Source organism: Actinomadura sp. NBRC 104425, from assembly GCF_030269545.1.
Taxonomy (GTDB): Bacteria; Actinomycetota; Actinomycetes; order Streptosporangiales; family Streptosporangiaceae; genus Spirillospora; species Spirillospora keratinilytica.
The window spans coordinates 116,991-140,582 of the sequence record NZ_BSTN01000010.1 but is presented as its reverse complement, the minus strand read 5'-3'; the positions used below and the strand labels follow the sequence as shown (position 1 = coordinate 140,582).

Genomic DNA, 23,592 nt, shown 5'->3' with positions numbered 1-23,592 from the left:
TCAATGATGATCGGTGAAGCGCCGCGGCGACCCCGCGGCACGCTCCCCGACGGAGGTAGAACGCCGATGGCTGAGACCACCAAGGCCACCCGCTCCCGGCGGACACGCGGTGCCGCGAGGCAGGACACGGGCGCGTCCGGCGCCGAGTCCGAGGCCGCCGCCCGGGACGCGGACGCCGGCCCCGCAGGCGCCGAGAATGCGCAGGCGCCCGCGGGCACCGCCGGCGGCGCGGACGCCGACGCCGAGACCCTGGTCGCCTACTACCGGCAGATGCTGCTCATCCGCCGGTTCGAGGAGCGCGCCGCCCGCGCCTACACCCAGGCCAAGATCGGTGGCTACTGCCACCTCAACCTGGGCGAGGAGGCCACCATCGTCGGGCTGATGGCGGCGCTGCGTCCCACCGACTACCTGTTCACCAACTACCGCGAGCACGGCTACGCCCTGGCCAAGGGCATCGACGCGCGCAGCGTCATGGCCGAGCTGTACGGGCGCTCCACCGGCGTGTCCAAGGGGTGGGGCGGCTCGATGCACATGTTCGACGTCAAGACGCGGCTGCTCGGCGGGTACGGCATCGTCGGCGGGCAGCTCCCGCTGGCCACCGGCGCCGCGCTGGCGGTGTCGTACAAGGGCGGCGACGAGGTCGTCATGTGCCATATGGGCGACGGCACCGCCGCGATCGGCGCGTTCCACGAGTCGCTGAACATCGCCGCGCTGTGGAACCTCCCGGTGGTCTTCGTCGTGATCAACAACGGGCTCGGCATGGGCACGACCGTGGACAGGTCGGCCGCCGAGCCCGAGCTGTGGCGGCGCGGCGCCGCGTACCGGATGGAGTCGGCCCGCGTCGACGGCACCGACGTGCTGGCCGTCCGCGAGGCCGCCCGGACCGCCGTCGAGCGCGCCCGCACCGAGAGCAAGCCCTACCTGCTGGAGGCGACCAGCCCGCGGCTGCGCGGCCACTCGGTCGTCGACCCGGCCCGCTACCGCTCCGCCGAGGAGAAGGAGGCCCTCAAGGCCGCCGACCCCCTCGCCGCGATGGCGCTGCGGCTGGAGGAGGCCGGGATCCTGGACGCCGAGGCGCGCGACAAGCTCGACGCCGAGGTCACCGCCGAAATCGAGGACGCCGCCGCGTTCGCCGACGACAGCCCGCACCCGGACGTGTCCACGCTGTTCGACTACACCTACGCCACGCCCGTCCCTAGCGAGCTGCGCCGCCTGCCCGCCGACCCCGTGTTCCGCTCCTGAGGAGACCCGACCGATGGCAACCGTCACCTACCGCCAGGCCCTCCGGGACACGCTGCGCGCGGAGATGCTCCGCGACGAGAACGTGTTCCTGATGGGCGAGGAGATCGGCGTCTTCGAGGGCTCCTACAAGATCACCGAGGGGCTGCTCAAGGAGTTCGGGGAGCGCCGGGTGCGCGACACCCCGATCGCCGAGGAGGGCTTCGTCGGCGCCGCGATCGGCGCGGCCATGCTCGGCCTGCGGCCGGTCGTGGAGATCATGACGATCAACTTCTCGCTGCTGGCACTGGACCAGATCGTCAACCACGCCGCCAAGATCTACGGGATGTTCGGCGGCCAGTGCAGCGTGCCGCTGGTCATCCGCACCCCGGGCGGCGGCGGTCAGCAGCTCGGCGCCACCCACTCGCAGAACGTGGAGCTGTACTACTCGTTCGTCCCGGGCCTGAAGGTGGTCGCGCCCAGCACGCCGCTGGAGGCGTCGGCCATGCTCAAGGCCGCGATCCGCGACGACGACCCGGTGCTGTTCCTGGAGAACCTGGCCCTCTACAACACCAAGGGCGAGGTGCCCGACGACATCGCCGAGGTGGAGCCCGCCCAGATCGGCCGGGCCGCGGTGACCCGCCCGGGCACCGACATCACCATCATCGGCTACTCGCGGATGGCGCATGTGGCGCTGGAGGTCGCCGAGCGGCTGGCCGCCGACGGGATCTCCGCCGAGGTCGTAGACCTGCGCAGCCTGCGGCCGCTGGACCGGGAGACGATCGTGGCGTCGGTGCGCCGCACCGGCTGCGCGGTGATCGCCGAGGACGACTGGCTGACCTACGGCATCGGCGCCGAGATCGCCGCGACCATCCAGGAGGGCGCCTTCGACTGGCTGGACGCCCCCGTGCGGCGGGTGGCGATGGCCGAGGTGCCGCTCCCCTACGCCAAGCCGCTGGAGCTGGCCGCGCTGCCGTCGGCCGACTCCCTCGTCACCGCCGTCCGCGACACGCTGCGCGCGACCGGCCGCCTGTCCCTGGAGACCGCTCGATGACCGACATCCTCATGCCGCGCCTGTCCGACACCATGGAGGAGGGCGTGATCAGCTCCTGGCACAAAAAGCCGGGAGACCAGATCGCCGTCGGCGACGTCCTGTGCGACATCGAGACCGACAAAGCGATCATGGAGTACGAGGCGTACGAGGCCGGCGTGCTCGAGAAGATCCTGGTCGAGGAGGGGCAGACCGCCGCGATCGGTGCGCCGATCGCCGTGCTCGCCCCGGCCGGCGCCCCGGTCGGCGGTTCGTCCGGCGGTTCGTCCGGCGCCCCGGCCCCCGCCACCGAGCCCGCGCCCGAACCCGAGCCCGAGCCCGAGCAGCCCGCCGCCGCGGCCGAGCCGGAGCCGGCGGCCGAGCAGCCCGCCGCCGCGCCGGCGCCCGCGCGCGCGGAGGCCCCGGCGGCCGCGTCCAAGCGTCCGCCGTCGTCGCCGCTGGCGCGCAGGCTGGCGCGCGACCACGGCATCGACCTGGCCACGCTGACGGGCAGCGGCCCGGGCGGGCGGATCGTCCGCGCCGACATCGAGGCAGCGATACGCGCGGGCGCGCCCGCGCAGGCCCCGGCGCAGCAGGCGCCCGCCCAGCAGGCCGCCCCGGCGGCCGCGCCGCAGGCGGCGCCCGCCCCGCCGCAGGCCGGCGAGGACGTCGAGGTCGTCCCGCTCAACCGGTTCCGCAAGGTCGCCGCCCGCAGGCTCACCGAGAGCAAGCGCAACGCCCCGCACTTCTACCTCAACCGCGAGGTGGACGCGGCCAAGCTGGTGGAGTTCCGCGCCACGCTGAACGAGGCGCTGGCCCCCGCCAAGGTCAGCCTCAACGACCTGGTGGTGAAGGCGTGCGCCACCGCGCTGCGCGCGTTCCCCGAGGTGAACGTGTCGTTCACCGAGGAGAACCTGCTGCGGCACAAGCGGGTGCACATCGGCGTCGCGGTCGCGGTGGACGACGGCCTGGTGGTCCCGGTGATCCGGGACGCCGACCGCAAGAGCGTCTCGCAGATCGGCGCCGAGACCCGCGAGCTGGCCGGGCGGGCCCGCGAGGGCAGGCTGACCCCGCAGGAGATGAGCGGCGGCACGTTCAGCATCAGCAACCTGGGCATGTTCGGCGTGGACAGTTTCTCGGCCGTCATCAACCCGCCGGAGGCCGCGATCCTGGCGGTCGGCGCGGTGCGCGACGAGCCGGTGGTGCGCGACGGACAGGTCGTGCCGGGCAAGCGCATGGCGGTGACGCTGTCGGTGGACCACCGCGCCTGCGACGGCGCGACCGGCGCCCGATTCCTCGCCCGCCTGGTCGAGCTGCTGGAGAACCCGCTGCTGATCGTCGCCTGACGGATTCGCACGAGAGGATCGCCTGACCCCCGGAAGCCGAGGGGTCAGGCGATCCTCGTTTCCGGGACGGCCGCGGCACGCCTCCCGAGCGTCACCCGCGTGCCGGCACCGTCCCGGAGCCCGTGTCGCGGCGGGTCAGCCGACCGCGCAGCTCACCGACGGCCAGTTCCAGTTGCCGTTGTGCATGATGGTGAAGCCGAAGGTGTTGCCGCTGCCGTTGGGCCGCATCGTCATCACATTGCCGGTGGAGTCCCAGGTCGGTGACCCGTTCCAGGTCGCGATGATCTTCTGCGGGTACTGGACGCGGACCGTGACGACCCAGTTGTTCGTCCCCGACACCGTGACCGAGAGGTTGAAGCGGTCGTTCCACTGCTGGCCGGGGGTGATCGTCGCGGTGCAGCTCTCCCCGGGCTGGCCGCCGGTGCCGCCGTTCAGGGCCGCCAGCACGGCGTCGTAGGCGGGCTTTTTGTTGTAGTTGCTGTCGAACAGCAGCGGGGTCCCGCTGGCGCGCCAGGAGTAGTGGTCGGGGATGCCCCACACGGTGATGCCGGTGCAGCGGGACACCGCCAGGCACGCCTGCACGACCCTGCGGTAGTTGTCGGCCTGGGCGCTGCCGGACCCCTCGATGTCCAGCTCGGTGATCTGCACGTCCACTCCCAGCGCCGCGAACTGCTCGATGTTCTGCTGGTAGTTGGACGGCACCGGGGACTGGGCGTTGAAGTGCGACTGCAGGCCCACGCAGTCGATCGGCACGCCGCGCGCCTTGAAGTCGCGGACCATGTTGTAGACGGCCCGGGTCTTGGCGGCGTTGGCGTCGTCGATGTTGTAGTCGTTGTAGCAGAGTTTGGCGTTCGGGTCGGCGGCGCGGGCGGTGCGGAACGCCTCCTCGATGTAGCCGTCGCCGAGGCGCTGCTGGAAGACCGACTGGCGGCGGGCGCCGCTGCCGCCGTCCTGGAACGCCTCGTTCACCACATCCCAGGAATGGATCTTGCCGCGGTAGTGGCCCATCACCTGGTTGATGTGGTTGTTCATCGCCGAGCGCACGTCGCTCGCCGACGGCAGGCCGCTCACCCAGCCGGGCAGCTGCGAATGCCACACCAGCGTGTGCCCGCGGATTTTCATGCCGCGGCTCTGCGCGTGGTCGACGATGCGGTCGGCGTTGCCGAAGGAGAACGACCCGCGGGACGGCTCGGTGGCGTCCCATTTCATCTCGTTCTCGGGGGTGACGGAGGTGAACTCGCGGTCGAGCACGGTGACGTACTGCGACTCGCCGAGGTGACCCGCGGCGACCGCGGCGCCGAAGTAGCGGCCGGTCTGCGCGGCCGCCTCGCCGAGTGTGCTCGCCGCCGCGTCGGCCGGCGGTGACACCGCGGCCGCGACGCCCATCGCGACGACGCCCGCGGCGCCCGTCGCGAGCGCCTTCCGAATGACGCCTCTGAGCATGTGCGATCCCTTCTGGAACAGGGTGGGGCGGGAACACCCGGGCTCCTCAGCGGACCGGCCCTGCCCGGGGAGGCTCATTGTGAAATCCTCCCGGAATGGCGTCAACACGGCCGTGCAACCTTTCAGCCCATTGTCCGCGCAAAGCGCCGTCACGCTGGCTCACATTACTCCGGAAAGAAGTCTCCGAAACTTTCGAGAATCGGCGAAAGTTTCGGAGTCGTCGAAACTTTCGCGGGCGGGCGAAACTTTCGGTTCCGTGCGAATGCCCCCGCGCCGCAGCCGGGACGAGGGGGCATTCGCGCGATCGGATCGGTCAGGAGACGGGGCGCAGCTGCCATTGCTGGCAGGCGTTGTCCAGCCAGGACCACTGGCGGACATCGGTGCCGTCGGCGGTGCCGCAGTTCGCCACGTCCAGGACCTTGCCGCTGTTGGCGTTGGCGATGCGGACCCAGCCGCCCTCGGCCGTGGAGATCGGGCGGAACCGCTGGCAGGCGTTGTCCAGCCAGGACCACTGGCGGACATCGGTGCCGTCGGCGGTGCCGCAGTTCGCCACGTCGAGCACCTTGCCGCTGGCGACGTTGACCAGGCGGCTGGTGTCATCGCCGAGGTCCTCCCAGCGCCAGCGCTGGGAGGCGGAGCCGTTGCACGTCCACTGGCGGACGTCGGCGCCGTCGGCGGACGAGCCGTCCGCCAGGTCCAGGCACTTGCCGCTGTTGCGGTTGACGATGGTGTACGCGGTGGGCGTGGCGGCGGTCTCGCCGGACGGGCCGTCCAGCGTGGTGCCCGTCGCGACCGGCGTGCCGAGGTCGGGGGTGCCGTCGGCGTTCCAGCCGATCTTCTGGGCGCGGGTGGTGCGGCCGTTGTCGCAGCCGCCGGACGCCGAGGAGTTGGCGTGGTAGACGATCCACGTCTCGGTGCCGTCCGGCGAGGTGAAGAAGCCGTTGTGCCCGGGGGCGTAGACTCCCGCGGAGTCATTGCGCTGGAAGACGGGCTGCGGATTCTTCGTCCACGACGACGCGCTCAGCGGGTCGCCGCCGTTGTAGGTGAGCCGGCCGAGTTTGTAGTCGGGTCCCCAGCAGGCGCTGGCCGAGTAGATGACGAAGGTCCGGCCGCCGCGCTGGAGCGCCACCGGCGCCTCGTTGACGGCGCCGCTCTGCACCTCCCAGTCGTATTCGGGCGAGGAGATGAGCGAGAACGGCCCCGACACGGTGTACGGGTTGGACATCGGCGCGATGACCAGGCTCTGCGCGCTGCCGTTGATGAAGCCGCTGCCGAGCAGGTAGAGGCGTCCGTTCAGGCGCAGCAGGCTCGCGTCGATGAGCCACCCGTTCAGGCCGAGGTTGGAGCCGGTGAGCATGGTGCGGTACCGGTACGGGCCCATGGGGTCGGTGCCGACGCTCTCCAGCACGTACGTGCGCTGCGAGTCGCAGCACGGCTCGCCGACCGCGCCCGCCGAGTAGTACAGGTACCACCGGCCGTCGACGAAATGCAGTTCGGGCGCCCAGAAATTGGTGCCGCGGGAGGCGGTCGTGTCCGACCAGACCTGGACGCTCGGCGCGGTGGCCAGGCCCGCCAGCGTGGGCGAGCGGCGCATCTGCAGTTCGCCGGTGAACGTGGTCGTGATCAGGTAGTAGTTCCCGTCGTGCCGGACGATCCAGGGGTCGGCGCCCTTCACGCTTTTGATGGGATTGGTGAACGGGCGTCCCGGGGCGGCCGAGGCGGGTGCGGCGAAGAACGCCGACAGCAGCACCAGCACGGCGGCCAGGATCAGCCAATGGCGTTTCATCGTCGTTCCTATTCGAGCCGGAAGGTCGCGTCGGCGCGGCCGAGGTCGTCGCCGGCCGCGGTGATCCGGAGCTGGAAGTACTGGTGCCGCAGGTACTCGCCCGGCCGGTTCACCGATTCGAAGGAGACGGCCTGCGCGTCGGCCAGCCCGGCGCGCTGCCGGAAGGAGGCGTCGGCGGCGAACGCGGCGGACCCGTCGTTCTTCTCCAGCCGCACCTCGGCGCCCTGGTGGCGCAGGAAGTAGCCGGGGTCGTCGGCCGATTCCAGCGCGACCGTCCCGGTCCCGGTCAGGCCGGGCACGATCCTGAACTGGGACGCCGGCAGGTCGTCGGTTCCGGATTCCAGCACGACCTGCGAGTCGCGGTGCCGGATGTGGTGCTCCGGGTAGTTGTGGGCGGCCAGGCGGTACGGGGTGGCGCCGTCGCTCACCGGAATCCCGAAATTGGGGCTGCCGTCGGCGTTCCAGTAGATCTTCTGCACCCGGGTGCGGCGGTTCGGGTCGTCCAGCGGGTCGCCGGAGATGTCCTTGTAGTTGCGGTCGTGGTACACGAGCAGGTCGCTGAGCCCGTCCTCGGACGTGGTGAAGGAGTTGTGCCCCGGACCGTACTGGCCGGTGGCGTCGTTGCTGGTGAACACCGGCTGCGGATTCTTGGTCCAGGACGCCGGGTCCAGCAGGTCGGCGGACGACGGCGCGGACAGCAGGCCCATGCAGTAATTGCTGTCGGTGGCGCTGGCCGAGAACGTCATCCACACCCGGCCGTTGCGTTCGATGACCGCCGGGCCCTCGTTCACCTTGAACCCGCGGGTCTCCCAGTCGTAGGTGGGCGTCGACAGCAGCGCGGGCTGCCCGCTGATGGTCCACGGATTGGCCATCTTGGCGATGTAGATGCCGGAGTTGATGTCACTTCCCGGCGGCTGCTGCGCCCACACCAGATAGCGCGTTCCGCGGTGCGTGAACGTGGTCGCGTCCAGGGAGAAGGTGTCCCACGGGGTGACGATGCGCCCCTTTTCCTGCCATGTCCCGGTGAACGGGTCGGACGCCGCGTTCTCCAGCACGTACATGCGTATCCGCCAGACGTCCTCGGCGCTTCCGGCGGCGAAGTAGACGTACCAGCGGCCGTCGATGAAGTGGATTTCCGGCGCCCAGATGTGAGCGCCCATCTCACCGGTCGCGTGCTTGGTCCAGATCACCTTTTCCGACGCCGTCGCCAGCCCCTGGATGGTCCTGGAACGGCGCAGGATGATGCGGTCGTACTCGGGTACGGTCGCGGTGTAGTAATAGTAGCCGTCGGTGTGTTTGAAGACGTGCGGGTCGGCCCGCTGCTCCACCAGCGGATTGGTGTACCGGACCCCCGGGGTCGCCGCCGCGGCGGCTTTTTGCGCGGCGGTCGCGGGAACGGCGCCGAGCGCGCCGGCCAACAGCACGAAAAGCACGAGGGGAATGATTCTGCGCACGGAAAAGAACTCCGGCATCGCGGAACTCCTCAGGTCACGGCCTGACGGATCCGGCACTTCGCGAAATGCCACAGGAAAGCGCTTGCCGCGACTGTAGACGCCCATTCCTCCCCCGTCAACGCCCGTCCCGACGATCCCGCAGCCGCCGCCGCGCGGCCCCGGAGGCGCGGCAGCGAGGGTCCCCGCCCCGCGCCGCCCCCGTCGACTCACCGCCGGGCGCGGCGGGTGGACGGCGGGAGGCTTGCGTGATGGGCTCGTGCGCGGGGCCTGCCGCGCGCGGTGGGCGGCCGGGACGGCGGGGCGCGGGCGGGGTCCGCCGCCGCCCCGGGTCGGGATGTTGGCGCTATCAGGGGTTTTTTCAGGGGTATTGACAGCACGTTTCGTTAGCGCAAACATTCGGGGCACGCCGACGTGAAGGAGGTCACGTGACCGCCGCCACACCCCCGCCCGCCCGGCCCCGCGCCGCGGTGATGGAGGACGTGGCCGCCCTTGCGGGCGTGTCGGCCATGACGGTCTCGCGGGTGCTCAACTCCCCCGAGAAGGTGCGGCCGCAGACCCGCGCCAGGGTGCTCGCCGCCATGCGGGAGCTGGACTACCGGCCCAACTCCGCCGCCCGCGTGCTGGCCACCGGCCGGTCCGGGGTGCTGGGCGTGGTCAGCTTCGACACCACCCTGTACGGGCCGGCGTCCATGCTCTACAGCATCGAGCGGGCCGCCCGCGCCGCCGACTACTCGGTCAACATCGCCAGCCTGAGCACGCTGACCCCGCGCGCCATCGAGGACGGGGTGGAGCGGCTGCGCGGGCAGTCGGTGGACGGCGTGGTGATCATCGCGCCGCACCAGTCGGCGGCCGAGGGGCTGCGGCGGCTGCCGCCGGACTTCCCGGTCGTCGTGGTCGGCGTGGGCGACGACGTGCCGGCGCCGGTGGCGGTGGTCGACCACCGGGCGGGCGCGGCCCGGGTGGTGCGGCACCTGCTCAGCCTCGGCCACCAGACGGTGTGGCACATCGCCGGGCCGACCGACTGGATCGACGGCAGCGCGCGCGTCGACGGCTGGCGCGCGGTGCTGACCGAGCACGGCCGGGAGGTCCCCGAGCCGCTGAGCGGCGACTGGAGCGCCCGGTCCGGCTACGAGCAGGGCCGCCGGCTGGCCGCCGACCCGGACGTGACCGCGGTGTTCGCCGCCAACGACCCGATGGCGCTCGGCCTGCTGCGCGCGCTGCGCGAGGCGGGCCGGCGCGTCCCCGAGGAGGTGAGCGTGGTGGGCTTCGACGACGTGCCGGAGGCGCCCTACTTCGCACCCCCGCTGACCAGCGTCCGCCAGCCGTTCGGCGAGGTGGGGCGGCACGCGTTCCAGCTGCTGCTGGAGCGCATCGACGGGACCCCGCCGCCGGAGGGCGCGGGCTTCCCGCGCCGCACCGTGGAGCCCGAGCTGGTGGTGCGGGAGAGCACCGCCGCGCCGCCGGGGCGCTGACCAGGAACGACGCGACACAAGGGGAGATCGGTGCCAGGCATAATGTTAGCGCTACCACCAACAAGCGCTTGACCAAGATCGCCGCGAACAGGAAGACAGGCCGTGCGCATCACCAAGATCGAGACCCATGTCGTGGGCACCCCGTGGCGGAACCTGACCTTCGTGACCGTCCACACCGACGAGGGCCTCACCGGAGTGGGCGAGACCCGCATGCTCGGGCATACCGACGCCCTGCTGGGCTACCTGGCCGAGGCCGAACGCCGGCACATCGTCGGCACCGACCCCTTCGACCGGGAGGACCTGGTCCACCGGATGAAGTACGGCGACTTCGGCCGGGCCGGCGAGATCGTGATGTCCGGCATCGCCTGCATCGAGATGGCGTGCTGGGACATCGTCGGCAAGGCCCTCGGCCAGCCGGTCTGGCGGCTGCTGGGCGGGAAGGTCCGCGACCGCGTCAAGGCGTACGCCAACGGCTGGTACACCGTGGACCGCTCCCCCGACGAGTTCCACGCCGCCGCCAAGAAGGTCGTCGAGCGCGGCTACCGGGCGCTCAAGCTCGACCCGTTCGGCGCCGGCCGCATGGAACTCGACCACGAGGAGACGATGCGGTCGATCGCGCTGGTGGAGGCGGTGCGCGACGCCGTCGGTCCCGACTGCGAACTGCTGGTGGAGATGCACGGCCGCTTCTCCCCCGCGACCGCGATCCGGCTGGCCGAGCTGCTGGAGCCGTACGCGCCGAGCTGGCTGGAGGAGCCCGTCCCGCCGGAGAACCTCAAGGCCCTGGCCAAGGTCTCCGCGCACACCGGGCTGCCGATCGCCACCGGCGAGCGCATCCACGACCGGTTCGAGTTCCGGGAGCTGTTCGAGCGGCAGGCGGCCGACATCGTGCAACCGGACGTCGGCCACTTCGGCGGCATCGCCGAGGTGCGCAAGCTGGCCGCCGCCGCCGAGACGCACTACGTGCAGGTCGCGCCGCACAACGTGGGCGGGCCGGTGCTCACCGCGGCGACCCTGCAGCTGGGCGTGTGCGTGCCCAACTTCAAGATCCTGGAGCATTTCAACGACTTCGCCGACGCCCCGATCAAGAAGGTCGCGGCCGGCGCGCCGGAGGTGGTCGACGGCTACTTCGCGCTGCCGGAGCGGCCCGGGCTGGGCGTCGAGCTCGACCTGGACGCGGTCGCCGAGTTCCCCCGCCAGAACGCCGACTTCGACCTGTTCGCCGAGGACTGGCACCTGCGCCGGGGCACCGGCCCCGACTCGCAGAAGGCGCGCTCATGAGCAGATCACTGGTGGTCGAGGAACCACGCCGCTCGCGCCTGGTCGTCGCAGACGTGCCCGAGCCCGGACCGGGCGAGGCGCTGGTCCGGGTGGCCGCCGCCGGGCTGTGCGGCAGCGACCGCGAGCTGTTCGAGGGCGCCCGCCCGGCCGGCTTCTGCACCTACCCGATCGTCCCGGGCCACGAGTGGTCGGGCACGGTCGCCGGGGTCGGCCCCGACGTGGACGAGGCGCTGGTCGGCGCCCGGGTCGTCGGCGAGGGGTTCCGCGGCTGCCTGGTGTGCGGGCCGTGCCGCAACGGCGCGCCCAACCTGTGCGCCTCCGGCTACGACGAGACCGGGTTCACCCGCCCGGGCGCGTTCGCCGACCACCTGCTGGTGCCGGCGCGGCTGCTGCACGTGCTGGCGCCCGGCGCCGACCTGCGCGCCGCGGCCCTGCTGGAGCCGGCCGCGGTGATCGCCGCGGCGGTGCGGCATGCGGCGCTGCGGCCCGGCGAGACGGCCGCGGTGGTCGGCGCCGGCACGCTCGGCATGCTGGCGCTGCAGCTGCTGGCGGCCGCGTCCCCGGCCCGGCTGGCGGCGATCGACCCGCGCACCGAGCGCGGCGAGCCCGCGCTGGCGGCGGGCGCCACCGTCTTCCACCGGCCGGGCGAGGCCGCCGAGGAGTCCTTCGACGTGGTCGTGGAGACGGCGGGCGCACCCGGCACCGGGCACGCGGCGGTGGCGCTGGCCCGCCGCGGCGGGCGGGTGGTCGTCACCGGCATCCCCGGCGACCCGTCCGACGCCGTGCCGACCGCGCTGCTGGTCACCCGCGCGCTCACCCTGCACACGGTGTTCGGCGCGGGCCCGGCCGACTGGGCGTACGCGGTGCGCGCGTTCGACAGCGGCGTGCTGCGGCCCGCCGGCCTGATCACCCACGAGCTGCCGCTGGCCGACTTCGAGAAGGCGCTCGCGCTGAGCGCGTCGCCCAGCGCCGGCAAGGTGCTGCTCCGCCCCGACGCAGGATGACGCCCCCGAATGACACGTCCGATGTCCGCTTTCGAGTACTAGCAGAGGTGACTCCCCTGATGGACGGACCCGACGCCCGCCCGCGGCTGCCCGGCGAGCACGCGCTCGGCGAGCTGGGATTCCCGCCGCGTCCCGAGACCGCGCCGGGCTCGGCCCGCGCCTTCCCCGACGGCGGCACCTGGCGCACCGAGCTGCCGTCGTGCGAGGGCCCGGCCGTGCTGGCGGCGGTGCTGGAGGAGAGCGAGCGCCTGGACGTGCCGCTGCACCGCATCAGCCAGGGGTCGGGCGTGTGGATGCTGACCGACGCCGAGATCTCCGAGATGGTCGCCGCCTGCCGCGAACGGGACATCGAGCTGTGCCTGTTCCTCGGCCCGCGCGGCTCGTGGGAGCCGGGCGGCGGGTCGCGCACCTACCCGACGGCGGGGCCGCGCGCCCGGGGCCGCGACCAGCTCGCCCAGTGCGTGGAGGAGGCCGAGCGGGCCGTCGCGCTCGGCGTGCCGTCGCTGCTGGTCGCCGACGAGGGCGTGCTGTGGACGCTGCACCGCATGCGCGCCGCCGGCCGGCTGCCCGCCGACGTCACGTTCAAGGTGTCGGCGCTGGTCGGGCCGGTGAACCCGGCGTCCTACCAGGTGTGGGAGCACCTGGGCGCCGACTCGGTCAACGTGCCCAGCGACCTGACGCTCGCGCAGATCGCCGAGATCCGCGCGGTCAGCGCCGCGCCCATGGACTTCTACGTCGAGGCGCCCGACGACCTCGGCGGATTCGTCCGCCTGTACGACGCGGCGGAGCTGATCCGCTGCGGCGCCCCCATCTACCTGAAGTTCGGGCTGCGCAACGCCGCCCCGATCTACCCGGTCGGCCGCCACCTGCGGCAGCTGGCGGTGGACAGCGGCCGCGAGCGGGTGCGGCGCGGCCGCCTGGTCCTGGACACCCTCGCCCGGCTCGGCGCCGACGGCGGGATGTCGCCGCCCGGCTCCCGGGACCCGGGGCCGCTGGAGCGGTTCCCGGCCGCCGGCGCCGCCGCACCGCTCACCGCCCCCTGAACCACCGCTCTCCGACGCACCGAACCCCCCTGACCCACCGAGCCCCCTCCCCATCCCCGAGCACCGCCCCCGCGCATCCGGCGCGAGCGGGCGGCCCCCACCCCGGAGGAGTAACCCATGAGAATCGGGCGCATCGCTACGGTCCTCTCCGCCTTCGCCCTCACCGCGTCGCTGACCGCTTGCGGGTCCAGCGAGAAGACGATCGACAAGGAGGCCAGGTCCGCCGACAACTCCGGCGCGCTGATCGGCGTCACCATGCCGACCCGCTCGTCCGAGCGCTGGATCGCCGACGGCGACAACCTCAAGAAAGGGCTGGAGAAGCTCGGCTACAAGGTGGACCTGCAGTACGCCGAGGACAACATCCCCACGCAGGTCAACCAGCTGGAGAACCAGATCACCAAGGGCGCCAAGCTGCTGATCATCGCCTCCATCGACGGCACCACGCTGACCACCCAGCTGCAGCAGGCCGCCGACAACGGCATCAAGGTGATCGCCTACGACCGGCTGATCCGCAACAGCCCGAACGTCGACTACTACGCCACGTTCGACAACTACAAGGTCGGCGTGCAGCAGGCGACCTCGCTGCTGGTGGGGCTGAAGGTCAAGAACGCCGACGGCTCGGAGGGCTCCGCCAAGGGGCCGTTCAACATCGAGCTGTTCGCAGGCTCGCCCGACGACAACAACGCCACGTTCTTCTACAACGGCGCGATGTCGGTGCTCAAGCCGTACATCGACAAGGGCGTGCTGAAGGTCAAGAGCGGCCAGACCGACTTCAAGACCATCGCGATCCTGCGCTGGGACCCGGCCACCGCGCAGAAGCGCATGGAGGACCTGCTCACCAACGCCTACCGCGACGGGTCGAAGGTGCACGGCGTGCTGTCGCCGTACGACGGGCTGTCCATCGGCATCCTGTCGGCCCTCAAGAGCAACGGCTACGGCACCGCCGGCCAGCCGTACCCGATCGTGACCGGGCAGGACGCCGAGGTCGCCTCGGTCAAGTCGATCCTGGCCGGCGAGCAGTACTCCACGATCTTCAAGGACACCCGCAAGCTGGCGGACGCGACCGTGAAGATGGCCGACACCGTGCTCAAGGGCGGCAAGCCGACGGTCAACAACACCAAGGACTACGACAACGGCAACAAGGTCGTGCCGTCCCAGCTGCTGGAGCCGGTCATCGTCACCAAGGACAACGTCAAGACGGCGCTGATCGATACGGGCTACTACACCGCGGACAAAGTCGGCCTGAAGTGACCGGCGCGACCGACAGGAATCCGACATGACCGACGACATCCTCCGGATGCAGGGCATCACCAAGCGGTTCCCCGGCGTCAACGCCCTGACCGGCGTCGATCTGACGGTGCGGCGCGGTGAGATCCACGCGATCTGCGGGGAGAACGGCGCGGGCAAGTCCACGCTGATGAAGGTGCTGTCGGGGGTGTACCCGCACGGTTCGTACGACGGGGAGATCTTCTTCGACGGCGAGCCGTGCCGGTTCTCCGGCATCCGCGACAGCGAGGAGCGCGGCATCGTCATCATCCACCAGGAGCTGGCGCTGTGCCCGCAGCTGTCCATCGCCGAGAACATCTTCCTCGGCAACGAGCGCGCCCGCCGGCGCGGCCTGCTCGGCGGGTTCATCGACTGGAACCACACCAACCACGAGGCCGCACAGCTGCTGGAGCGGGTGGGGCTGCCGGAGAACCCGGTCACCCCGATCGCCGACCTCGGCGTGGGCAAGCAGCAGCTCGTCGAGATCGCCAAGGCGCTGTCCAAGAAGGTCAAGCTGCTGATCCTGGACGAGCCCACGGCAGCGCTCAACGACGAGGACTCCGCGCACCTGCTGGACCTGGTGCGCGGCCTGCGCGACGACGGCATCACCAGCGTGATCATCTCGCACAAGCTCAACGAGGTGCTGGCGATCGCCGACTCGATCAGCATCCTGCGCGACGGACGCATGATCGAGACGCTGGACGCCAAGGCCGACGACGTCACCGAGGACCGGATCATCACCGGGATGGTGGGCCGCGACCTGGAGCACCGCTACCCGCCGCGGGAGCCGCGGATCGGGGCGGAGGTGCTGCGGATCGAGGACTGGACGGTGCACAGCCCGTCCCAGCACGACCGCAAGGTGGTGGACGGGGCGTCGCTGACGCTGCGCCGCGGCGAGATCGTCGGGCTGGCCGGGCTGATGGGCGCGGGCCGCACCGAGCTGGCGATGAGCGTGTTCGGCCGCTCGTACGGGGTCGGCACGTCCGGGCGCGTGCTGAAGGACGGCCGGCCGATCGACGTGCACACGGTGCAGGACGCCATCCGGCACGGCATCGCCTACGCCACCGAGGACCGCAAGCGCTACGGGCTCAACCTGATCGAGGACATCAAGCGCAACATCTCGGCCGCGGGGCTGTCGCGGCTGGCCACCCGCGGCTGGGTGGACGGCAACGAGGAGTACCGGGTCGCCGACGAGTTCCGCGCGAGCCTGAACATCAAGGCGCCGGACGTCGGCGCGGTCACCGGCAAGCTCAGCGGCGGCAACCAGCAGAAGGTCGTGCTGTCCAAGTGGATCTTCACCGATCCGGACGTGCTGATCCTGGACGAGCCGACCCGCGGCATCGACGTGGGCGCCAAGTACGAGATCTATTCGATCATCAACCGGCTGGCCGGGGAGGGGAAGGCGATCCTGCTGATCTCCTCCGAGCTGCCCGAGCTGCTGGGCATGTGCGACCGCATCTACACGATGTCGGCGGGCCGGATCACCGGCGAGGTGCCGCGCGCGGAGGCCACCCAGGAACGCCTCATGTACCTGATGACCAAGGACAAGGAACAGGAGAAGGTTCGATGAGCGGGAGGCGTTCATGAGTCGTACCGCGTCCGCGAGCGCCGACGCCGGCGCGACCGCGAGCAAGACCGCCCCGGCGTCGTCCGGGCCGGGCAACGGCAGGTCGCTGTCCCAGCTGACGATCAACGTCCGGCAGAGCGGCATCTACATCGCCTTCGCCCTGATCGTCGTGCTGTTCACGGTGCTGACCGGCGGGGACCTGCTGCAGCCGCAGAACATCTCCAACATCATCGTGCAGAACTCCTACATCCTGATCCTGGCGATCGGGATGATCTTGATCATCATCTCCGGGCACATCGACCTGTCGGTGGGGTCGGTGGTCGGCGTGACCGGCGGTATCGCCGCGGTGCTGATGGTCAACCACGATGTGGCCTGGCCGCTGGCGCTGCTGCTGACGCTGGCCGCGGGCGCCGCGATCGGGGCCTGGCAGGGCTACTGGATCGCCTACTTCGGCATCCCGTCGTTCATCGTGACGCTGGCGGGGATGCTGCTGTTCCGCGCGCTGACCCTGACCGTGCTGGGCAACCAGGGCATCGGCCCGTTCCCCGACGAGGTGCGCACGCTGTCCAACGGGTTCACCGAGGGCTACCTCGGCAACATCGGGCTCGGCGTGCTGGGCGGCGCGGACCTGTTCAGCCTGCTGGTCGGGATCGCCGTCGTCGCCGGGCTGGCGGTGGCGCAGTGGCGCACCCGCGCCGCGCGCCTGGGCTACCGGCAGACGGTCGACCCGCTCCCGGTGTTCGTGCTGAAGATCGCCGCCGCCGGTGTGCTGATCATGGCGGTGACGGTGCAGCTGGCCCGCTTCCACAACCTGCCCTGGGTGCTGGTGCTGCTGGCGGCGCTGGTGCTGGGCTACACGATCCTGACCAACCGGACGGTGTTCGGCCGCCGCATCTACGCGGTGGGCGGCAATCTGCAGGCGGCGCAGCTGTCCGGCGTCAAGGTCAAGTCGATCGTGTTCTGGCTGTTCGTGAACATGGGCGTGCTGTCCGCGCTGGCCGGGGTGATCTTCGCCGGGCGGCTCAACCAGGCGGGCCCGACCGCGGGCAACACCTTCGAGCTGGACGCGATCGCGGCGGCGTTCATCGGCGGCGCGGCCGTGCAGGGCGGCGTCGGCAAGGTGGTCGGCGCGATCACCGGCGGCCTGATCATGGGTGTGATCAACAACGGGATGTCGCTGATGGGCGCGCCGAGCGAGCGGGTGATGCTCGTCAAGGGCCTGGTGCTGCTGGCGGCCGTCGCGTTCGACGTGTGGACCAAGCGCCGCTCCGGCAGCCCGCTGCTGCGCTAGCCGCGCCCGCGCGGCGCCGCCGGGGCCGCGGCGCCGGATCCATGTCCTCGGGGGGTCAACGCATCACCTGAGAGGAGAATCATGAGATTCCTACCGCCCCTCACGGGAGCCGCACTGCTGGTCGCCGCCATGGTGGCGGCGACGGGACCGGCGTCGGCGTCCCCCGGCGCCGCCGCCCCCGCGCACACCGCCCCGAAGATCGCCAAGGAGCCGTTCGGAACGCTGCCGGACGGCACCGCGGTCGAGCGGTACACGCTGTCCAACGGCCGCGGCATGACCGTGCGGGTGCTGACCTACGGCGGGATCGTCCAGTCGCTGGAGGTGCCGGACCGGCGCGGCCGCACCGGCAACGTCGCCCTGGGCTTCAGCAGCCTGGCAGGCTACCTCTCGCCGACGTACCAGGACGAGAACCCCTACTTCGGCGCCATCATCGGCCGGTACGGCAACCGCATCGGCAAGGCCCGCTTCACCCTCGACGGCAAGACCTACCGGCTCAGCGCCAACGACGGGGAGAACAGCCTGCACGGCGGCGACAAGGGCTTCGACGAGAAGGTCTGGAAGGCCGAACCCTCCCGCGACGGCGACGAGGTGTCGCTGCGGCTGTCCTACACCAGCAAGGACGGCGAGGAGGGCTACCCGGGCACGCTGGAGACCACCGTCACCTACACCGTCACGCCCAAGAACGAGCTGCGCATCGGCTACCGGGCCACGACCGACGCGCCCACCGTCGTCAACCTGACCAACCACACCTACTTCAACCTGGCGGGCGAGGGCTCCGGCAGCATCCTCGACCACAAGCTGCAGATCAACGCCTCCCGGTACACGCCGGTCGACTCGACGCTGATCCCCACCGGGGAGCTGGCGTCGGTGCGCGGCACCCCGTTCGACTTCACCCGCCCGCACACGATCGGCGAGCGCATCCGCGACGGCCACCCGCAGCTGGTGATCGGCCGCGGCTACGACCACAACTTCGTCCTGGACGGCCGGGGGCTGCGCAACGCCGCCCGCGTCACCGAGCCGCGGTCCGGCCGGGTCATGGACGTGCGCACCACCGAGCCGGGCCTGCAGTTCTACTCCGGTAACTTCCTGACCGGGCGCCTGGTCGGCACCGGTGGCAGCGCCTACCGGCAGGGCGACGGCTTCTGCCTGGAGACGCAGCACTTCCCGGACTCGCCCAACCAGCCGCAGTTCCCGTCCACGGTGCTGCGGCCCGGCCAGACCTACGACACCACCACCGTCTACGCCTTCTCCACCCTATGACCGACGTCGAGATCGCCCTCGCCCGGCGCGCCGCGCTGGGCGAGGGCCCCACCTGGGACACCGCCGCGGACCGCCTGCTGTGGGTGGACATCCTCGCCTCCGAGGTGCACACCTACGACCCGTCCACCGGCACGGACACCGTCCGGCCCACCCCGCAGCACGTCGGCGCCGCCAAACCGCGCGCCTCCGGCGGCCTGGTCGTCAACCTGCGCGACGGCATCGGCCTGTACGCGCCGGACGGCTCGTTCCGCTGGCTGGCCGAGTGGCCCGAGGAGGGCCGCCGGGGCAACGACGCCGCCGTCGCCCCCGACGGCGTGCTGTGGGCGGGCACCATGCGCTACGACGAGGCCCCCGGCGGGGGGCGCCTGCGCCGGGTGACGCCCGAGGGCAAGGTCACCACCGTCCTGAACGACGTGACCGTCAGCAACGGCCTCGCCTGGAGCCCCGACGGGCGCCTGATGTACTACGTGGACACGCCGACGCGCCGCATCGACGTGTTCGAGGGCGACGACCGCCGCGTGTTCACCCGCGTCCCCGGTCTGCCCGACGGCCTGACCGTGGACGCGGACGGGTGCGTGTGGGTGGCGCTGTGGGGCGGCGGCCGCGTCCTGCGCTACACCCCCGCCGGGGAGCTGGACCGCACCGTCGAGGTGCCCGCCCGCCAGACGACGGCGTGCGCGTTCGGCGGCCCGCACCTGCGCGACCTGTACATCACCACCGCCGCGACGGGTGCGCCCGACGACGACGCCCACGCCGGTTCGCTGTTCGTCCTGCCCGACGCGGGCCAGGGCCTGCCCAGCCCGGCCTTCCCCGCCTAGCCGCACAGTGCGGGCGCCGCCGGTTCCGCGCGGCGCCCGGGGGCGGGTCAGGGGAGCCAGGCGATGGTGGTGACGCGGAACTCGCGGATGTCGTCCAGGACGACGTACTCGTAGATCACCGGCTGGCCCGGCACGGTCGCGCTGTAGGCCACGGCGTCGCCGTCCATGCAGTGCCCCGGCGGCGGCCGTCCGGCGTCGATGGCGGCGCCGCCGCGCCGGGCGAGCTCCTTGAAGTGCTCGACCACCGAGTCGTGCAGCGGGGTCGGCATCGCCTCGATCTCCCCCGCGGCGTCCTCGGTGCAGAAGACGGTCCAGCCGCGCCGGGGCGCGGTCACCGTTCGGATTCGCCGCGCGGCTCCGGCAGCGGTACGAGGTTGCGCCCCGCCACCCCGTCGGCGTAGCGGCGCCGGCGGCCGGGCACCTGGTCGAGGACGGCGTCCAGCCACCAGCGCTCCAGCACGCCGTCCAGCTCGGACCCCTGCTCGGCGGTCAGCACCTCGCCGTAGAACCTGGCGCGTTTCTCCCTGGTCAGCGCCTCGCCGATGGCCTTGATCGTGCGCGGGACCGGCCGCACCCGCCCGGCACCGCCGGGCCCCTCAGGCTGTGCGCTCATGCCACTCCCGTCTCACAGTGCGTCTCGTGGCGTCCCGTCTCCCCCGAGACGCTACAGCAGCGCGCCGACATCGTCTCCCATCCGGTATCAGCCGGCGGCCCGGCCGCTCAACGCGCCGCGCCGACCGCGGCCGCATCCCCGCCGGTCACGGCCCGGCCAGGGGCCGCTCAGGGGTGGTCGGGAACGACGCGCAGCGGCGGCCGGTCCTCCAGGCGCGGGTCGGCGTGCCCGCCGAGGACGGTGAACCACGCGGTGAACTCGTCCTCCTTCACCCGCGCGGCGAACCGGCGGTACTCGACTCCGGCCGGCGTGGGGTGATGGCAGATGACCTCGTCGTACACCCGGTCGGAGGCGGCGAACACCAGGTCGGCGTGGGAGTCGGCCAGGGCGCGCCGGACGGGCGGGGCGTCGATGAGCCGGGCGGCGTGGATCAGGGCGCGGCCGCTGACGCCCTGTTCGTCCCGGTACACCGGGCCGATGTGCAGGGCGCTCCGCAGCTGGATGCGGGCGGCGGGGCTGGCGCACTTGTTGTACCGCCGGATCTCCAGGTGCTGCCAGATCGGCAGGCTCTCGGCGAGGGCGAGGACGGGGACGGTGGGCGGGAGCACGGCCAGCACGCCGTCGCCGTGGTCCTGCCGGTAGTAGACGGTGTGCGGCACGGCGGCGCGGTCGAGGGCGCCGAAGACGATCTGGTAGAGCCCGCGCCGCACGGCCTGCTGGATGTCGGCGTCGCGGTCGGGGCGGCCGAAGCCCGCCACATCGAAAAACAAAATAGGGCAATACGTGCCGGACATATCGACCTCGCGCCGGTATTCCGGGAATTTCGGGAAAGTCATGGGGTCGACCTCCTGCCAGCGAGAGTGCACCTGGGGCGGGCGGGGCGCCGCGTCCGGGCCGGTCCGCCGGTCCTGACCCGTTCCGCCAGGCGCAGCGGCACCGGAGGCGGTGACGCTGACGTTGACGACGTTGACGACGCTGACGACGACGCTGACGACGACGTTGACGACGACGCTGACGGACCTTGGTCCGCCGGGTCTCGTGAAGACGGCCTTGCGGCGGTGCGCGGGTCCGGTGCGCCGCACGGCCGCCGGATTGGGCCCGCGGTGGCGGGTCGCACCCGGCTTCTGGTTTCGGTCAGGACGTCTGGGGGGTCGCCCGAGCCTGATCTCGCCGTTGAATACGACGCTAGCCCGCCGTTCCGCGGGAGAGCAGCGCAATCCCCTTACAGATCCGGACGTGCTTCCCCGAATATGGACGCCGTTATCCGCAGATAACGGTGCGGCGACGGGCGCCGCATGCGTTCCACATGATCTCCCGCAATTCTACTTATTTGTACACATTCGACCTGCCGGACGAGTTGTTCGCACCGACTCCGCACTCTCCCGGTTATCCTCGCTGGCAGGTAATGTTTCCCGGACTTTCCCAAAGATCGGGGAATCCGGGAGGGGTCGGGAGGTGCTGGCGGCCGTGCCCAGGCCGAAACGGGAGATCAAACCGTCGACGGTGCGTTTCATCGCGATGCTGCGCGCCCTCGACCTGGCGGTGGACTCCCACGGCGTGTCGCATGCGGAACTGGAGCGGCGGCTGTGCGACTGGCTGGTGCAGGGCCGGCAGGCCGAGGCGCGGCTTCGGGAGAACCCGGGAGATGCCGACCGGGAGCGCCTGACCGCCCTGGTCGCCCGCAAGAACGACGTCGAGCACAGCGGTCTGGCCCGCGCCGACGGCCACCGGGCCAAGGCGGGCGGGCAGCGGATCGGCGAGCTGGTCTCCGGGAAGTTCCCGGCGGGTAAGGTGCCGCCGCGGCGCCGCGTCGAGGTGTGCGTCGCCGTGCTCCTGGAGTTCCTGGCGGAGAACGATCCGGACGGCTTCGCCGACGGCGAGTACGGGACCCGCGGGGCGTGGCTGGAATGGTGGCGGCAGGCCGCCCAGGGGCAGGAGCCCGACATCGGCGAGGGGAAGCTGCACGTCTGGGGCTATCTGGACACCGCGCTGGAGCAGCTGCGCGACATCGGAGTCCACGTCGGCGCGGGCGTGCGGGCCGAGGAGCCCGCGTCCGCCGGCATCTCCGGCCTGCTGGCCGAACGCGACCAGGCGCTGGCCCGGGCGCGGCAGGCCGAGAAGCTGCTGGACGAGGCCACGGCCAGGGCCGACGCCGCCGAAGCCCGCGCCGACGCCGCCACCGCCAAAGCCGAGGAGGCAACCGCCAAAGCCGAAGAGGCCGCGACCAGGGCGCAGGAGGAGGCGCGGGAACGGGAGCGGGCGCAGCACCAGCGGGACGAGGCGCACCACCGCGCCGACCGGCTGCGGAAAAGGGCGGCGGCCCTGGCCCTGCCCCTGGCCGCTCTCGCGGCGTGCGCGGGCATCGCGGTCGACCGGCTGCTGCTCGCCGGTCGGCCGACCCGCACGGTGGAGTTCACCGTGCCCGCCCAGGAGGTCACCGCGTCCCAGCAGCCGGTGTTCACCCTCAGCGGGGGCCTGCCCGCGGGCTCGGACTGGACGCTGCGCATCCGGCTCGCCGTGACCCCCACCGACCCGTTCTCGGGCTGCACGTTCGAGATGCAGATCACCGCGCACGCCGAGGCCGACGGGCGGCGGCTGCCCTCGTTCACCTCCCATCCCGGGCAGAAGGACATCACCCAGGTGGTGCACCTCGGCCGGCTCGGCAGCCGGGGGGTGCGCCTGGTCGTCACCCGCCTGGCCGTCAATCCCCCGTCGTGCACGGTTCGCCTGGACCCGTCGGGGTCGCGGGCGACGGCACCCGGCTGAACGAGGACCCCGATGCCATACCGCCCTGCCGTCCGCCTGGCAGCCGTCGCCGCGCTGCCGTCCCTGGCCGCTGCCGCGTGCTGCCACGGCGCCTCCGAGCCCGCGCCGGGGCCGTCCCTCGAGCGGCTGTACGCGATGGACCGGGCCCTGCGCGTCGGCATCAAGGCCGACCAGCCGGGCATCGGGCTGTGCAACGCGGCGGGCAGCAAGTGCACCGGGCTCGACGTCGACATCGCGATCGAGATCGCCAAGGCACTGCGCGTCGAGCCGGTCTTCCAGCCCGTCGTCTCCGGCAACCGCGAGCGGCTGCTGCAGAACCGCGCCGTCGATCTGGTGATCGCCAGCTACTCCATAAGCGAGGCCCGGCTGAAGGTGATCGACTTCGCCGGGCCCTACCTGATCTCGGCGCAGGACACCCTGGTCCGCTCCGGCGACAAGAGCATCACGGAGGTGGACGACCTCAAAGACAAGATCACCTGCGGGGCGAAGGGCTCCAGCTCGCCGCTGCGGCTGGCCATCCGGTTCGGCGATCCCCGGGACACCGGCAGCGCCTGGGCCAGGCGGCACCTGCGGCTCGTCGACGGCTTCGGCGACTGCCTCCCGCTGCTGCTGGACGGCACCGTCGACGCGGTGTCCACCGACGAGTCGATCCTGGCCGGGTTCGCCGCCGACTCCCGCTACAAGGGCAAGGTGCGGCTGCTCCACAAGCCGTTCTCCAGCCACCGCGAGAAGTACGGCATCGGCATGCGCAAGGGCGATCCGGTCGACCGCGCGTTGATCAACCGGACGCTGAACGAGATGATCCGGGACGGCCGCTGGGCGCGCATCGTCACCAAGAATCTCCGCCCCGCCGCGCCCCACCTCCTGGCTCCCGAGAACCGCCCCACCCCGCCCGTCGAGTGAATGCCCCGCCGGCTGTGCCCGTGTTCGGTCTCGC

The 23,592-nt window shown here is 71.8% G+C and carries 20 protein-coding genes; 14 read left to right on the top strand and 6 right to left on the bottom strand.

What is annotated here, in order from left to right; translation table 11 throughout:
* Positions 1 to 66: 66 nt before the first annotated feature.
* From pdhA to QSK22_RS17595, 3 genes are read left to right on the top strand one after another with little or no spacing between them, the layout of a single operon-like run.
* Complete coding sequence (pdhA, locus tag QSK22_RS17605) at positions 67 to 1,242, top strand: pyruvate dehydrogenase (acetyl-transferring) E1 component subunit alpha (RefSeq protein WP_285495283.1); 1,176 nt, start codon at positions 67 to 69, stop codon at positions 1,240 to 1,242.
* 13 nt (positions 1,243 to 1,255) lie between these two features.
* Entirely contained in the window at positions 1,256 to 2,272 is a 1,017-nt protein-coding gene (locus QSK22_RS17600; RefSeq protein ID WP_285495282.1) for an alpha-ketoacid dehydrogenase subunit beta, read from the top strand.
* Positions 2,269 to 3,594: a dihydrolipoamide acetyltransferase family protein gene (locus tag QSK22_RS17595; RefSeq protein WP_285495281.1), complete on the top strand. Its 1,326-nt coding sequence runs from the start codon at positions 2,269 to 2,271 to the stop codon at positions 3,592 to 3,594. Before QSK22_RS17600 ends, QSK22_RS17595 begins: the two co-directional genes overlap by 4 nt.
* 135 nt (positions 3,595 to 3,729) lie before the next feature.
* Here QSK22_RS17595 and QSK22_RS17590 read toward each other — a convergent pair whose 3' ends face one another.
* The 3 genes from QSK22_RS17590 to QSK22_RS17580 form a co-directional block, all read right to left on the bottom strand.
* Entirely contained in the window at positions 3,730 to 5,037 is a 1,308-nt protein-coding gene (locus QSK22_RS17590) for a glycoside hydrolase family 10 protein (RefSeq protein WP_285495280.1), read from the bottom strand.
* Positions 5,038 to 5,350: 313 nt separating this feature from the next.
* Positions 5,351 to 6,823: a family 43 glycosylhydrolase gene (locus QSK22_RS17585; protein WP_285495279.1), complete on the bottom strand. Its 1,473-nt coding sequence runs from the start codon at positions 6,821 to 6,823 to the stop codon at positions 5,351 to 5,353.
* Positions 6,824 to 6,831: 8 nt separating this feature from the next.
* Positions 6,832 to 8,256 (bottom strand): family 43 glycosylhydrolase, encoded by a 1,425-nt coding sequence (locus QSK22_RS17580; RefSeq protein ID WP_285495278.1) that lies wholly within the window; start codon positions 8,254 to 8,256, stop codon positions 6,832 to 6,834.
* Between the two features lie 446 nt (positions 8,257 to 8,702).
* Between QSK22_RS17580 and QSK22_RS17575 the strand changes: the two genes are divergently transcribed.
* From QSK22_RS17575 to QSK22_RS17535, 9 genes are all read left to right on the top strand, one after another.
* The gene (locus QSK22_RS17575) at positions 8,703 to 9,749 is read left to right on the top strand and encodes a LacI family DNA-binding transcriptional regulator (protein ID WP_285495277.1); all 1,047 of its coding nucleotides are present in this window, start codon (positions 8,703 to 8,705) and stop codon (positions 9,747 to 9,749) included.
* A 102-nt stretch (positions 9,750 to 9,851) separates the two neighbouring features.
* On the top strand, positions 9,852 to 11,027 hold the full coding sequence (locus QSK22_RS17570; protein ID WP_285495276.1) for a mandelate racemase/muconate lactonizing enzyme family protein: 1,176 nt from the start codon (positions 9,852 to 9,854) through the stop codon (positions 11,025 to 11,027).
* A complete protein-coding gene (locus QSK22_RS17565) occupies positions 11,024 to 12,031 on the top strand; it encodes a zinc-dependent alcohol dehydrogenase (protein WP_285495275.1) in 1,008 nt (335 codons plus the stop codon). Before QSK22_RS17570 ends, QSK22_RS17565 begins: the two co-directional genes overlap by 4 nt.
* A gap of 59 nt (positions 12,032 to 12,090) precedes the next feature.
* Positions 12,091 to 13,074 carry a U32 family peptidase gene (locus QSK22_RS17560; protein ID WP_285495274.1) on the top strand — a complete coding sequence of 328 codons (984 nt, stop codon included), beginning with the start codon at positions 12,091 to 12,093 and terminating at the stop codon, positions 13,072 to 13,074.
* Positions 13,075 to 13,191: 117 nt separating this feature from the next.
* On the top strand, positions 13,192 to 14,325 hold the full coding sequence (gene chvE, locus QSK22_RS17555; protein ID WP_285495273.1) for a multiple monosaccharide ABC transporter substrate-binding protein: 1,134 nt from the start codon (positions 13,192 to 13,194) through the stop codon (positions 14,323 to 14,325).
* A 25-nt stretch (positions 14,326 to 14,350) separates the two neighbouring features.
* The gene (gene mmsA / locus QSK22_RS17550; protein ID WP_285495272.1) at positions 14,351 to 15,910 is read left to right on the top strand and encodes a multiple monosaccharide ABC transporter ATP-binding protein; all 1,560 of its coding nucleotides are present in this window, start codon (positions 14,351 to 14,353) and stop codon (positions 15,908 to 15,910) included.
* A gap of 13 nt (positions 15,911 to 15,923) precedes the next feature.
* Positions 15,924 to 17,198 carry a multiple monosaccharide ABC transporter permease gene (mmsB, locus tag QSK22_RS17545; protein ID WP_285495271.1) on the top strand — a complete coding sequence of 425 codons (1,275 nt, stop codon included), beginning with the start codon at positions 15,924 to 15,926 and terminating at the stop codon, positions 17,196 to 17,198.
* An 81-nt stretch (positions 17,199 to 17,279) separates the two neighbouring features.
* Positions 17,280 to 18,458, top strand: coding sequence for an aldose epimerase family protein (locus tag QSK22_RS17540; RefSeq protein WP_285495270.1), 1,179 nt, complete (start codon positions 17,280 to 17,282; stop codon positions 18,456 to 18,458).
* A complete protein-coding gene (locus QSK22_RS17535; RefSeq protein ID WP_285495269.1) occupies positions 18,455 to 19,276 on the top strand; it encodes an SMP-30/gluconolactonase/LRE family protein in 822 nt (273 codons plus the stop codon). The genes QSK22_RS17540 and QSK22_RS17535 overlap by 4 nt, the downstream gene beginning before the upstream one ends.
* A 47-nt stretch (positions 19,277 to 19,323) precedes the next feature.
* On the opposite strand, the gene QSK22_RS17530 is transcribed toward QSK22_RS17535, so the two are convergent.
* The 3 genes from QSK22_RS17530 to QSK22_RS17520 form a co-directional block, all read right to left on the bottom strand.
* Complete coding sequence (locus QSK22_RS17530; protein ID WP_285495268.1) at positions 19,324 to 19,611, bottom strand: hypothetical protein; 288 nt, start codon at positions 19,609 to 19,611, stop codon at positions 19,324 to 19,326.
* Positions 19,608 to 19,889 carry a hypothetical protein gene (locus QSK22_RS17525; RefSeq protein WP_285495267.1) on the bottom strand — a complete coding sequence of 94 codons (282 nt, stop codon included), beginning with the start codon at positions 19,887 to 19,889 and terminating at the stop codon, positions 19,608 to 19,610. Before QSK22_RS17525 ends, QSK22_RS17530 begins: the two co-directional genes overlap by 4 nt.
* A gap of 167 nt (positions 19,890 to 20,056) precedes the next feature.
* Entirely contained in the window at positions 20,057 to 20,659 is a 603-nt protein-coding gene (locus QSK22_RS17520) for a hypothetical protein (RefSeq protein WP_285495266.1), read from the bottom strand.
* Between the two features lie 697 nt (positions 20,660 to 21,356).
* Here QSK22_RS17520 and QSK22_RS17515 point away from each other — a divergent pair.
* Together QSK22_RS17515 and QSK22_RS17510 are read left to right on the top strand one after the other, a co-directional pair.
* Positions 21,357 to 22,655: a hypothetical protein gene (locus QSK22_RS17515; RefSeq protein ID WP_285495265.1), complete on the top strand. Its 1,299-nt coding sequence runs from the start codon at positions 21,357 to 21,359 to the stop codon at positions 22,653 to 22,655.
* 12 nt (positions 22,656 to 22,667) lie between these two features.
* Positions 22,668 to 23,558 (top strand): transporter substrate-binding domain-containing protein, encoded by an 891-nt coding sequence (locus QSK22_RS17510; protein ID WP_285495264.1) that lies wholly within the window; start codon positions 22,668 to 22,670, stop codon positions 23,556 to 23,558.
* Positions 23,559 to 23,592: the final 34 nt, after the last annotated feature.